The 13,561-nt window shown below is 39.4% G+C and carries 9 protein-coding genes and 1 tRNA gene; 6 read left to right on the top strand and 4 right to left on the bottom strand.

Going from position 1 to position 13,561, the window contains the following annotated elements; translation table 11 throughout:
- The first annotated feature begins 8 nt into the window (after positions 1-8).
- The 5 genes from FGG15_RS07040 (at position 9) to FGG15_RS07020 (ending at position 5,444) form a co-directional block, all read left to right on the top strand.
- A complete protein-coding gene (locus FGG15_RS07040; RefSeq protein ID WP_138834630.1) occupies positions 9-1,556 on the top strand; it encodes an alpha-L-fucosidase in 1,548 nt (515 codons plus the stop codon).
- 92 nt (positions 1,557-1,648) lie between these two features.
- Positions 1,649-2,665: a zinc-binding alcohol dehydrogenase family protein gene (locus FGG15_RS07035; RefSeq protein WP_138834628.1), complete on the top strand. Its 1,017-nt coding sequence runs from the start codon at positions 1,649-1,651 to the stop codon at positions 2,663-2,665.
- 290 nt (positions 2,666-2,955) lie between these two features.
- A complete protein-coding gene (locus FGG15_RS07030) occupies positions 2,956-3,750 on the top strand; it encodes an SDR family oxidoreductase (RefSeq protein WP_138834626.1) in 795 nt (264 codons plus the stop codon).
- A 19-nt stretch (positions 3,751-3,769) separates the two neighbouring features.
- Positions 3,770-5,092, top strand: coding sequence for an L-fucose:H+ symporter permease (gene fucP / locus FGG15_RS07025; RefSeq protein ID WP_138834624.1), 1,323 nt, complete (start codon positions 3,770-3,772; stop codon positions 5,090-5,092).
- A gap of 7 nt (positions 5,093-5,099) precedes the next feature.
- Complete coding sequence (locus tag FGG15_RS07020) at positions 5,100-5,444, top strand: L-rhamnose mutarotase (protein WP_417936019.1); 345 nt, start codon at positions 5,100-5,102, stop codon at positions 5,442-5,444.
- Positions 5,445-5,788: 344 nt separating this feature from the next.
- On the opposite strand, the gene FGG15_RS07015 is transcribed toward FGG15_RS07020, so the two are convergent.
- The 3 genes from FGG15_RS07015 to FGG15_RS07005 form a co-directional block, all read right to left on the bottom strand.
- Positions 5,789-7,603 (bottom strand): arylsulfatase, encoded by a 1,815-nt coding sequence (locus FGG15_RS07015; protein ID WP_138834622.1) that lies wholly within the window; start codon positions 7,601-7,603, stop codon positions 5,789-5,791.
- Positions 7,604-7,614: 11 nt separating this feature from the next.
- Positions 7,615-11,847: a hybrid sensor histidine kinase/response regulator transcription factor gene (locus FGG15_RS07010; RefSeq protein WP_138834620.1), complete on the bottom strand. Its 4,233-nt coding sequence runs from the start codon at positions 11,845-11,847 to the stop codon at positions 7,615-7,617.
- Between the two features lie 867 nt (positions 11,848-12,714).
- Positions 12,715-12,788, bottom strand: a tRNA-Arg gene (locus tag FGG15_RS07005).
- Positions 12,789-12,852: 64 nt separating this feature from the next.
- Between FGG15_RS07005 and FGG15_RS07000 the strand changes: the two genes are divergently transcribed.
- Entirely contained in the window at positions 12,853-13,365 is a 513-nt protein-coding gene (locus tag FGG15_RS07000; RefSeq protein WP_138834618.1) for an adenine phosphoribosyltransferase, read from the top strand.
- Here the strand turns inward: FGG15_RS07000 and FGG15_RS06995 are convergent.
- The gene (locus tag FGG15_RS06995) at positions 13,362-13,505 is read right to left on the bottom strand and encodes an SsrA-binding protein (protein WP_138834616.1); all 144 of its coding nucleotides are present in this window, start codon (positions 13,503-13,505) and stop codon (positions 13,362-13,364) included. The two genes, FGG15_RS07000 and FGG15_RS06995, sit on opposite strands and share 4 nt — an antisense overlap.
- Positions 13,506-13,561: the final 56 nt, after the last annotated feature.

The raw sequence follows: 13,561 nt of genomic DNA, 5'->3' as shown, positions 1-13,561 counted from the left end.
GCCATGTTATGACCATGAGAAATCCAATTTTTTTGCTTTTAGCAATTCTGTTCCTTTGCAACTGCAAGACAGACAAGAGAACAGGGAGTACCGTAGCAATTGCTACTGATACCATCCCAAAAATCCAACCCAATTGGGAATCTATAAAAGCAAACTACAAAGATCCGGAGTGGTTCAGCGATGATAAATTCGGCATTTTTATACACTGGGGGGCCTATTCGGTTCCAGCATTTGGTTCAGAGTGGTATCCGCGTCAAATGTATATGGATACAGCTACTTTTTCCGCTCAACTACAATTGGGCAAAGAAGGTCCTAATGATACCTATTTGCATCATAAAGAGAAGTGGGGCGACCAAAAGATTTTTGGCTACAAAGATTTCATACCGATGTTCAAGGCTGAAAAGTTCGAAGCCAAAGCGTGGGTTGACCTTTTCAAAAAATCCGGAGCACGATATGTTGTTCCTGTGGCGGATCACCATGACGGGTTCGCAATGTATAAGTCAAATACCACAAGATGGAATTCTTTTGATATGGGGCCCGGAAGAGATGTGTTAGGCGAACTTTTTGAAGAAGGCCGAAAGCAAGGACTTAAAATGGGAGCATCAACACATTTTGCATTTAACTGGTCCTTTTATAATAAAAAGGAAAAGTTTGATACGATGGATCCCGAATACGCAGATTTGTATTCAAGCAAGGGTAAAGATCTAACAGAGCCGGTATCGGAAAAATTCAAGAAACGCTGGTGGAACAGAACCATAGACCTAATAGATAACTACCAACCTGATATCTTATATTTTGATTTTTATGTTGATATCGATGATTTTGCCGATTTAAGACCTAAACTGGCGGCTTATTATTATAATAAAGGAGCAGAATGGGATAAGGAAGTAATCATCAACGATAAGAATTTTGGGCATGAAGCTTTCCCAGAAGGAACTGTAATTTATGATTTAGAACGAGGAAAACTACCAGGTATTCGAAAATTGCCCTGGCAGACTGATACTTCCATTGGCAAAAACTCTTGGTCGTATGTAACGGACTGGGACTCCAAAACGGCCAATCAACTAATAGATGATTTGGTGGATATTGTTTCTAAAAACGGGAATTTATTGCTGAATGTTGGCCCTAAGGCCGATGGTACCATACCGGAAGATCAGGCGAAAATTCTTTTACAGATAGGAGATTGGTTAGCCGTAAACGGCGAAGCAATATACGGTACACGGTACTGGAGAACATTTGGTGAAGGGCCCACTGAAGTTAAAAAAGGGCATCATTCTGAAAGCCAGAATACAGAATTTACAGGAGAGGACATTCGTTTTACTAAGAAAGGTAATAAGCTTTATGCCACCATGTTGGCCTGGCCAAAAAACAATAGGATAACCATCAAATCTTTGGGTAGCGATAGCGAATTTGCAAAAGACCTTACAATAAAAAGTATACGTCTTTTAGGTAGTGATGCTCCCATAGCTTTTGAGCAAACCGCTGCTGGGCTTTCCGTTAAAGGTCTAAGTGGCAAATCAGGAGATTATGCCCACGTATTGGAAATTTCCCTGTGATAATTAAAAAAACTAATTCGTTTAAGTAGGTGGTATCAAGGAGCAGGTATGCCTTAGTGGCTTATCTTTCTAAGAGTCTTTAATCAATTTTAATGAAATATATTGTTTGCGAAAGCCCTGGCCAGTTTATCCTCAAAGAAAAAAAAGAACCGACAAGAAGTTCGACTGAGGCCATTTTAGAAGTAAAAAAGGTCGGAATCTGTGGTACGGACCTACATGCCTATGCGGGGAATCAACCCTTTTTTACCTACCCAAGAATATTGGGTCATGAGTTAGCAACTCAGGTGGTAGAAATTGATAAAAACGAACAAGGGATAAAAACAGGTGATAATGTAATCGTAATGCCCTATGTAAATTGCGGTAATTGTAATGCCTGCCGAAATGGGAAAACCAATTGCTGCTCAAATTTACAAGTGCTGGGTGTGCATACCGATGGGGGCATGCAACAACGAATTGCTGTACCAGTGAGTTTATTGATACCTGCCCGTGATTTGACCAATGACCAAATGGCCATAGTTGAGCCATTGGCTATTGGAGCACACGCTATTCGTCGTTCAAACCTTAAACCCGGAGAAACGGTTGTGGTTGTTGGTTGTGGCCCTATTGGATTGGGTATTATGAAGTTAGCGCAAATAGCTGGAAGTAAGGTGATTGCAATCGATATGAATCAACAACGTTTAGATTATGCCCAGAATAACATAGGGGTGGAATATGTGGTTTTGGGAGGAAATCATGCCGCACAGCATGTCTTTGATATTACCGATGGGGATTTGGCAAATGTGGTATTTGATGCAACAGGCCATAAAGGAGCATTAGAATCCGGAATAGAATATATGGCACATGGTGGCAGGTATGTATTAGTTGGACTTTCTAAAGGTGAACTCGTGTATTCTCACCCAAAAATACACTCTAAAGAGACTAGTATTTTATGTAGTCGTAATGCAACGATTGAAGATTTTGAAAATGTAATTAGTGTTTTGGAGGAAGGTAAATTTCCGTTGGATTCTTTTATTACCCATAAAGCAACCTATACAGAAATGATTGCCAATTTTGATGGGTGGTTAGATCCAGCCAATGGGGTAATCAAGGCACTGGTTGATTTTGATTAATACTAAGGGAAAAACTAGACTTCGAAACAGTTTCTGCAAATGCGTCCACAAGACAATATTTTGTTGCGAAAGGGAATGCGAATTGTGAGTGGTTAGGCATGATTCCTAAAGCAAATTACGATACATGACCCCAGACCGCATCAGTAAATAATGTAGATTTTGAAAGATGTTATGGATAAAAATACAATGAACTTTTATTGTTTGTTGGTTTTTTTCCAAGTAATAAACCTTGATAATAATGAAAATTACATTTCATAACTGAAGATAACAGGGCATTAAAAGAATGGAATATGGATTTAAACTTAAGAGGCAAAATAGTCGTTATCAGCGGAGCAGCAGGAAAAGAAGGCAGCATAGGTGAGACCATTCTGCAACGCTTGGGAGAAGAAGGCGCAATACCAGCGGTCATTGATAGAAATAGTCGTGGTTTCGATTATGTGAAAAAACTTCAACAAAAGGGCGTTGACGCCGTTTTTTGCCAGACCGATGTTACCGACCCGGAGCAAATTGAGAAGGCACTAAATACCATATCAAAAAAATATGGACGAATTGATGTTGTAATCAATAATGTGGGCGTAAACGACGGAGTTGGCTTGGATGGTTCTTACGAAGAATTCATGAACTCACTGAAACTGAATATGGTGAGCTATTTTATGATCGTAAAATACGCACTTCCCTTCCTAATAACATCCAAAGGCAATATTTTAAACATCGGATCAAAAGTAGCTCTTACGGGACAAGGAAGAACTTCTGGCTACGCAGCATCTAAAGGCGGGGTTTTAGGGTTGACCAGGGAGTGGGCGGTAGATCTGATACATTACGGTATACGTTCCAATGCCATAATCATAGCCGAAAGCTGGACACCTTCATATGACACGTGGATTAGGACTTTGCCAAATGGTGAAGAAAAGTTAAAATCCATCATAGAAAAAATTCCGTTGGAGAATCGTATGACCAGCACTGACGAAATAGCAAATGCCTGTCTATTCACAATTTCGGACAGATCATCACACACTACAGGTCAATTTATTTTTGTGGACGGTGGCTATGTGCATTTGGATCGTTCGCTTTTAACGGACGAATAATGACCAAACAAACCATCCAATGGCAGAAAACAATAAAATACCCGTAGTTTCAAAAGCAGTACTTATTCCCTTCATATTAATTACCTCCCTGTTTGCATTGTGGGGACTGGCAAATGACATGACCAACCCAATGGTGAGAGGTTTCCAAAAAGTGCTGGAACTAAGTAATACCCAAGCCTCGCTAGTTCAGTTGGCATTTTATGGAGGCTATTTTACGATGGCCATACCAGCCGCCCTATTCGTGAATAAATTCTCATATAAAAAAGGGGTTTTATTAGGGTTGGCGCTGTATGCCACGGGTGCTTTGTTATTCTATCCTGCAGCAGCAAACGAAAGCTATGGATTCTTTTTGGCAGCCCTTTACATTCTAACATTTGGGTTAGCCTTTTTGGAGACCACTTCTAACCCATATATACTATCCATGGGTGCTGAAGAAACGGCAACACAGCGTTTAAATTTTGCTCAAATGTTTAATCCAATGGGTTCTATTTTAGGACTGCTAATTGCCCAGAATTTTGTCCTAGGTGCATTGCAATCAGATGATACTACCGCGGATGGTATCCCTATCTACGATTCGCTATCTGAAATGGCAAAAGGCGCAATTAGAACTTCTGACCTTGAAATCATTAGAAACCCATATGTTATTTTAGGCCTTGTTGTTTTGTTATTTTTTGTTTTGATTACTTTGGTAAAAATGCCGCAGAATAAGCATCAAGAGGCCACTGTGAATTTTTTAGACTCTGTCAAGAGATTATGGAGCAAACCTAAATTTGCGTTTGGTGTGGTAGCACAGGCATTTTATGTAGGAGCCCAAATTATGTGTTGGACGTATGTTTACCAATATGCCGAAACCTTAAGTATTGATGCAAAATCTGCGGTTTATTACGGTTTGGCCGGGTATATTGTTTTTTTGGTTGGAAGAACACTAGGTACCGCATTAATGACGAAAATACCCGCTGGGAAATTATTGATGCTTTTCGGTTTTGGAGGAATGTTAACCCTTTTGGGAGCTATTTTTTTACCGGGTATGTTAGGAATCTATTCGCTAATTGCTACATCACTTTTCATGTCGATAATGTTTCCAACCATTTACGGAATAGCGCTAGAAGGACAGGGGGAAGACGCAAAATTCGGCGCTGCCTTTTTGGTAATGGCCATAGTTGGAGGCGCACTTTTACCATACTTGCAGGGGTACATGCTGGATTTTGGAGGTGTAGGGTATCAAGATGTTGATTTTCTTGGAGTTTCTGAAATGAGATTCTCGTTTGTACTTTCCTTAATTTGTCTATTAGTGGTGGCGCTGTATGGAAAGAAAGTATACCAGGTCTATCAAAAGAAATAATTCCATTATGATTAAAACTATTCGACACTGTTTTTCTTGCGATCTGAAAGATGACCCAAAACTTATCGAGGAATACAAGAACTATCATGCTAAGGGTAATGCCAGACCAGAAATAACGCAAAGCATTAAAGATGCCGGTATTGTAGATATGCAGATTTATTTGACGGGTAATCGCATGTTTATGATTATGGATGTTGATGAAACCTTTGATCCACAGAAAAAGGCCGAAATGGATGCCGCTAATCCACATGTTCAAGAATGGGAAGCCTTAATGTGGAAGTATCAACAAGGTTTACCATGGGCCAAGGAAGGCGAGAAATGGATAGCATTGGAGAAAGTGTTTCAGCTATAATACTTCCTTCTCGGTTTACAACGTCGATTTCGAGCTCCAATGGGACGTTTCTTATTGAAGTTACTTTGGTTTTTAACCTTACCCTTGCAATTGGGGTCTTCTAACTAAAAGTTTATTGCCCCGGGATTTTCCCTCATTTCATTCAATAGAATTTGGTCAATATTGAGGTATGCAACAAGTTCATATCTGTCCTTGTGTTTTAAGCTTTGCACTTTGATATATCCATAACAAATTGCCTTGTAATAACTTAGCTGAGGTTGGACTTTAGGAGATCTTATTTTTGCCTGCATTACAGGTTAATAATGCAAAAGCTAATACAATACCTAATTTTTTCAAACTAGACGTCAGTCCAATTTTTCTATTTCTGTATAGTATGCAGGAATTTCTTGACCTTTTTCTACCAAGAAACTACTTGACAGTTCATGGCTACCTTTGGAAAGCTGGCCAACCAAAACGGCATAGCTTTGTTCTTCAGCTACCTTGGCTTGTAATAGTACCGACCCTACATTTACCTTAGCATGTGTTGGACTAATGCCTAAACCTTTGGGCAGGTTATCAACAAAGGCACTACCTGCTTTTTCTTTTGCCGAAGCATTCATTGGTAGTCCCGAATCAGGCGGGTAACGATATAGTTTAAATTGATAAGTGCCACCTTCGACAACATTGATGCTGTAAAACCCTTTTGGGGCAGCTTTCCCATTTCTAATTTGTACTTGATTCCACGGCAAGGGGTCTGTAGTATGTAAATCATGAATGGTCAATAATACAGGGTTGGCCTGATCGTGGCCTAATGGAATCTCAGCATAATTCATATCAGGCTCAATGCTTGTCCACCACGAATTGTAAAAGGCTTGCATATTGGAAACCATTTCTGGATGTTCTTTTGCAACGTCGTTTTGCTGACCTGGATCATCATGGATATTATAAAGTTCGGCGCCATCGATTAAACGCCAAGGCCCTTTCATTACGCAACTGTTTTTTCCCTTTACCGGCCATTGCCCTCTTTGGGTATCTACCACTAACATACGGTCTATAGTGCTTTGTTCGCCTTTAATAATTTTGGCAACACTAGTGCCATCTAAGGGTTTTTTAGGTTGATAAGTTATTCCTGTAAGTTCGGCAAGTGTGGGCAAAAGGTCTACATGGGCCACCAGTTCGTTATTCGAAGTTTCTTGGATAAGGTTACCCTTTGGCCAACTCATAAAAAAGGGAACTTTATGCCCGCCTTCGTAATGACTGCCTTTAACGCCTCGCAATCCCGCGTTATAACCCAAAACAGTACCATCTTTTTGTGTTTTTATGCCTCCGGCAGTTCCGTTATCGGTAGTAAATATGACAATTGTATTGTCAAAAAGATTCTTTCTTTTGAGATAGGAAATAAGCCTACCGAAATTGTCATCAATATTGGTAATCATACCATAAAACCTTTTCTGAATCTCGGTCAAGGGTGCTGAATTGTACATTTCTGCATACTCTTGAGGTACATTAAATGGGCCATGGGCTGCGTTAAGTGAGAGATACATTAAAAACGGAGAATCTCGTTTTTGATCTAAAAATTTTAATCCCTCCTTAAACCAAACATCCGTGCAATAACCCTCTGTTTTTTCGGCTTCCCCATTTCGAAAATAAGTGTCATTGAAGTAGTTGTTATTCCAGTAATCCGGGGTTTGATTTACCCCACCACCACCGTGATAAAACGAATATTTGAAACCGCGGTCAAATGGTCTGAAGGGGTAGTTGTCTCCAAGGTGCCACTTGCCGAACATAGCAGTCTCATACCCATTTTTAGCGAATACCTCGGGCATGGTTTCTTCATCTTGATTAAGTATGGAACAACCGGCGATGGTGTGCCAGGCATTGTTTCGATTGGCATTACGCCCGGTCATCAATCCTGCACGACTGGGAGTGCAAGTGGTACCAACATGAAAATTAGTTAATTCTAGGGATTGCTTGGCAAATGCATCCAGATTTGGTGTTTTTATCCATGGATTACCATGGTAGCCCAAATCGCCATAACCTTGATCATCTGTAAAAATTATGATAATGTTAGGTCGGGTGGCTGAACCCAGTTGCTGTTTGGGTTGCTCTGCACAACCAATAGTTGTCAAAAACAGGAGTATTCCTAGGATAGAGATCAATGTTTTTTTTGCTCGTTTCATTTCACGAATTTTTAGCGGGGCATTGGTTTGGTTTTGGGGCCTGTTTGCCGAACATATTCACTAGGTACTATCCCAAACTGTTTTTTGAAACATTTTGAGAAGTAAGAAGCTGTGTTAAACCCGGTCATATACATTATTTCTTTTACTGATAAATCACTGGTATCGAATAATTGTACTGCACGCTTTAACCGAACGTTTCTGATGAACCCACTCGAAGAAAGTCCCGTTAGTTCTTTGAATTTTAGATAAAGGTTACTTCTGCTAAGCCCCATTTCACGCACCAGCATTTCCACATTAAAATCGGTATTCATCATATTTTGTTCAACAATATCGATGGCCTGTCCCAAGAAACGTTCATCCATTGTTGTTACGGTAACTTCACTAGGAGTCAAAGCAATTTCCCTGTTGAATTTTTTTCTTAACTGCTCACGACGTTTAACAATATTTGAAAGTTTGAGTTCCAAGACTTCAAATCCAAAAGGTTTTCTGAGGTATTCGTCTACTCCCAATTGAAGACCCTGTAATTCGCTTTCTTGAGACGACTTGGCCGTTAGTATTATAATTGGAATGTGACTTGTTTCTGTACGTGACTTCATCTTTTGACAGAATTCAATACCATCCATAACAGGCATTAAAATATCGCAAATAACTACGTTGGGCACAATTTTGTTGGCGATATCGAGACCTTGCTTTCCATTTTCTGCCTCAAAGATGGTATAGCTCTTTGCTAAAACCTGTTTAATGAACGCACGAATGTCCGGGTTATCATCAACTAAAAGCAAGACAGGTAAGTTTGACCTTTCATTATGAAGGCTTTGATCTATTAAATCGTCGTTGAGACCAATTGCAAACGATTCAGTTTCAGAAGTTCGTACGAGAAAGTCATTATCTGAGACCTCCTTACAAGTAATTTCTTTTATATCCTGGTAGGCCCTCCTGTCTTTTGGAAGCTTTACCGTAAAAGTTGTGCCCTTATTGGGTTCGCTAATTACATCTATAGACCCCTGATGCAATTCTATCAAATTTTTTGTGAAAGCCAGCCCAATCCCCATACCTTCAGGATTCATTTTAGAATTGTCCTTTCCTGAATGAAATCTTTCGAAAATATTGGAAATTTTATTTTTCGGTATGCCCATTCCAGAGTCTTTGACTTTAACAACTACCAAATCACTCCCTTCCTCGGTCTTTTCAGAAATCTTTATCTTAATGGTATCTCCGGACTTGGTAAACTTAAAGGCATTGGACAATAAATTGTTTATGATTTTTTCTAAAGCTTGGTGGTCAAACCAAGCCATAAGGTTTTCATTAGAGGATTCTATTTTAAAGTCCAAAGATTGTTTACTAGCAATAAATTGAAAAGGCTCACCAACCTCTTTGATGAACGTACTTACATTACTGTTGCGCATGACCAATCTCATTTTACCTTGGTTCAACTTTCTAAAATCCAGTAATTGACCAACCAACCGTAATAAGTAAGAGGTGTTTTTTTGCATGATACCTAGCTGTTCCTTTAAGGACGCCTGATTCATGGTTCCCACATTTTTTTGTAGATACTCCAAAGGCCCCTTTATTAGGGTCAAGGGGGTGCGAAATTCATGCGATATATTAGTGAAAAATTCAAGTTTCATCTTCTGCAGTTGTTCCGACCTTTCTTTTTCAAGATGTTCCAATTCCAATTGGTGCTTTTCAGAAGTTCGAATGAAGGTATACCTCCAAAAAAGCCATAGAAGGCCAAGTAATAAAAGAACATAAATTATATAGGCCATTGTTGTGCGCCAAAAAGGAGGTATGATATTAACCTTAAGTTGGGTAGCTGTGTCGCTCCAAAGACCATCATTATTGGAGGCCTTTACCTTAAATGTATAGCTGCCCGGTTCTAGATTGGTGTAGGTGGCAAAGCGTTTTTTCGAAGAAGTTAAGGTCCAATCAGAATCAAATCCTTCTAACCGATACGCGAATTGGTTTTTAGAAGGGGCCGAATAATGCAATGCAGCAAATTCAAATGAAAAACTATTTTCTCTATACTTTAATTGTATTTCCTCAGTCTTGTTGATGTTCTTCTCTAATATTACCCTTCCTTTTATTTTCTCACCTATACCAACGGTTTTGTTCGATATCAATAAGTTGGTGATTACGGTCTGGGCCAGATACTCATTGTCACTAATTTCATTTGGATAAAAGGCATTAAAACCATTAATCCCTCCAAAAAGCATTTCACCATCCGCTCTTTTTACACAAGCAAGCTCTTGAAATTCATTATTTTGCAGTCCATCACTGGAACTATAGTTTTTGAATGTTTTCCTCTTAGGGTCAAATTTTGAAAGACCTTGGTTGGTTGATAACCATAAATTACCTGTTGCATCTTCTAAAATACCTTTGATCACATTGTTGGGCAACCCATCGCGCTCTGAATAGGAAACAAAAGTGTTTAAATTGTTGTCATTTGAAGATACTAGCTTGTTAAGGCCTCCTCCAAAAGTGCCTACCCATAAATCACCTGAAGTACTTTCATATAAAGACAGAATATAATTATGACTTAATGAGCCGGGATACTTGGGGTCATTCTTATAGACCAAAATTTTTGGTGCCTTTTTATAGCGTTCCTTTGCAGGTATCTTGCAAAGTCCATTGGCAGTACCCAGCCAAATGTTTCCCACACTATCTTCAAATATATTTCTGATAATGTTGCTGGGCACTGAATTGATGACGCCTGGATAAAATGCGAAGGTGTCTTTTATATATTGGTTGGGCATATCTGTCTTCATCCACCTATGTACCCCTGAACCATAGGTGCCAATCCAGATGTTTTCTTGAGTGTCGGTCAACAAACTAAAAACACTATGTCTTAGCTCTTCTGTAACCAACTCTTTTTCTGAAGTTTTTTTTGGATCCGTAATATCCAATTGAAACAAGCTGGGTGTGCCCTCGGTCCCGATAAACAACTTTTTTTTATCGCCTATTCTAACCTCCGTGAGGGCAAATATTCTCGAGATGGAACTAAAATGCTTAAAAGAGCTATATGAACCATTGTCGTCCTTTTGATCAAGCATATTCAAACCACCACCTTCGGTACCAATCCATAAGGTACCATTGCTGTCTTCGAACATAGCTCTTATTTTGTCATAACTAAGACTATTGGGGGCAGATGTATTTCTTATGTGTTTAAATTGCTTTCTATCAGGATCATAGGTGTTTATGCCACCCCCATTGGTTCCAATCCAAATAATACCGGTATCATCCTCATAAAGGGACCTCACAATATTTTTGCTAAGGCTGTTAGGATTTCGAGAATCATAAACAAACCGGTTTAAAAACTTAGGAAAAGTTGCTTGAGAAGTATTCTCAAACAAGTATAAACCATCATTTGATCCTGCCCATAAACGATTATTCTTATCAATCAACAGAACTGAGAAATATCCATCATACCACTTTTGCATGGTTTTCCCGCTGCCCTTAATATGACTATACAAACCAGTATTGGTAGCAACAAAAAGACGTCCAGTAGAGTCCTCTGCTATACCTCTAACATTCACGTCAGGTAAGCCAAGATTTTTGTTGATATTACCAAAGTAATCTTTACCATTGGTATCTTTATTAAGTTTGAACAGCCCGGATGTGCCACCTACCAGCAATTGGCCCTTTTTATCCTCATAAATTGTAAATATGGAAGTGCCGTCCCAACCAGAGACAAAAGGTTCCTGTTCGGAACTAAAATGTTGGAACTCCAATTTTTCAGAAGATGAACTAAGATCGAGCATATCAAGACCCTGTTGGGTTCCAATCCACAATCTTTTCTTACTATCTTTAAATATTACCGTGACATGGTTATTGACCAAGCTGGAGGGGTCCTCTTCATCGTGCACATAATGGGTGAATTTGCCAGTCGCCGCATTGAAAAAATTAATGCCTCTCCCCGTTGTAGCAATCCAAAGATTTCCATCATCATCTCCTACAATATCAAAAATCAAATTACTGTTGATACTGCTTTGTTTTTCATGATCGGGATTGTACACAGTAAATCCATATCCATCATACTTGTTGAGTCCATCATGGGTGCCAAACCACATAAACCCGAACTCATCCTGATAAATGGTATTGACGTCGCTTTGTGAAAGGCCATCTTTAGTGGAGATATGCTCAAAAGAGATTTGATTTTGGGCAAAGCCTTCATTCAGCATTGCCAACAAAAAAAACAATAGACAAGCATATTTTATTGAGAAGATATTTTCAATAAAAACTTTCATGTAATTTGAACAAACCAATGGTATCATTTTGAGTTTTTAGAAAAATCTCCATTGCGTATCATCTCAAAGATGCAAATCTTTTCTGACCAAAAGGAACTTTTTTAGATCTAATATCTTCTTTTGGTGTCGCATTGACAATTGATTTACCAATGCTCCCAAGCAACATTATTGTTCAATTGTGCGTCCAAAATATCAGCTGAAGCATCGGGCCGTCATATGGGTAGCCGTTAAGCCCAAAACCAATACAGCTCTGGTTCCATTATAGGAAACCTATGCTTTGTGGGACAGGTTTGTTCAATGAATTCACCATTAGCAAAGCACCATCTGCAAAGATAGGGGATGGATTATGTGCATCCTATGGCATTATGTGAATAGCAAAAGTTCGATAAAATGGTCAAAGCTTCTCAATTTGTAAGACATATATTACCAGGAGGATTTTTTGTGAATTCAGTACCTGATTAACATCTTGATAGTTACAGTGAAAAGGTAAATGAAAGTATTGATTTTGTTTGCACTTGGTTTAAGGGTCAGTTTAATGTGGCAAGTAATGGCCCCCTTGTAGATTGTGTACCTTGTCCAATATGGTGTACGATGGCGAATAGCGAGTTGAAAAAATTAGTTCATTCCAACTTTAGAACTAATTCCATCCGCAGAAAGTTGTGGTGAATAATCATAAAATATTCTTTATTCTTGCTTCTAAATTTGCTCATGTCTAAGGGATTTCGAAACCTAAAAACTGCTATGGTGAGTACATTTGGAATTTTCTCCTAGCGACCTCGGCAGGATTATCTGTAGTTTTCCTTAGCGCTACGCGCTGAAAATCAAAAAAGCAAGCTTTAAGATTTTGCTTGCTTTTCGATTTATTCGTGACCTCGGCAGGATTCAAACCTGCAACCTTCTGAGCCGTAATCAGATGCGCTATTCAGTTGCGCCACGAGGCCTTTTTAATGGGGTGCAAATATATTTCTTTTTAAATTTACGACAAAACCAAGTAATCAAAAATTTATGGATTTTGAATCCTATATCCGTGACGTTGAAGACTTTCCAAAACCCGGGGTTACCTTCAAAGACATCACACCACTTTTAAATAATCCCAAGGCGCTGAACAGAGCCTGCGAGTCCCTGCTGTCAATGCTTCAAGGCTTGCCCATTGATAAGGTGGTGGGTGTTGATAGTCGAGGGTTCATCTTTGCACCCATGCTGGCTTCCAAGCTCGGAGCAGGGTTTGTTCCGGTACGAAAGAAGGGTAAGTTGCCCCATAAAACCATTGGGGAGGCTTATTCCCTGGAATATGGCGAGGATGTGTTGGAAATCCATATGGATGCTATAAGTGAAGGTGAAAAAGTTCTAATTCATGATGATGTGCTGGCCACCGGAGGAACGGCAGAAGCAGTATGCAAGCTGGTAGAACAATTGGGTGGCGAAGTGGTTCAGTGCAATTTCTTAATTGAACTAAGTTTTTTAAATGGCTCGGAAAAACTGAACGGCTACCCGATTAAATCCTTGTTGAAATATTAATCCAGTGCCCTTGTGGTTACAAAATAGCGCCAACCAATGATGGCCAATTGTAGTTTGGAAGCTTTGGCCGGATCCAACCCTTTTTTGGTGTAAGACGGCAGTACAGCCTTGTTGATTTTTGCCAGAACTTTATAGAACATCGCTTCAAGTGTTGGTGGTGCAAATATAACCAACCTGAGCTAACGTTCAGAAAACA

Source organism: Flagellimonas algicola, assembly GCF_005937185.1.
Classification (GTDB): Bacteria; Bacteroidota; Bacteroidia; order Flavobacteriales; family Flavobacteriaceae; genus Flagellimonas; species Flagellimonas algicola.
This window is presented reverse-complemented; position numbering and strand designations above follow the sequence as displayed.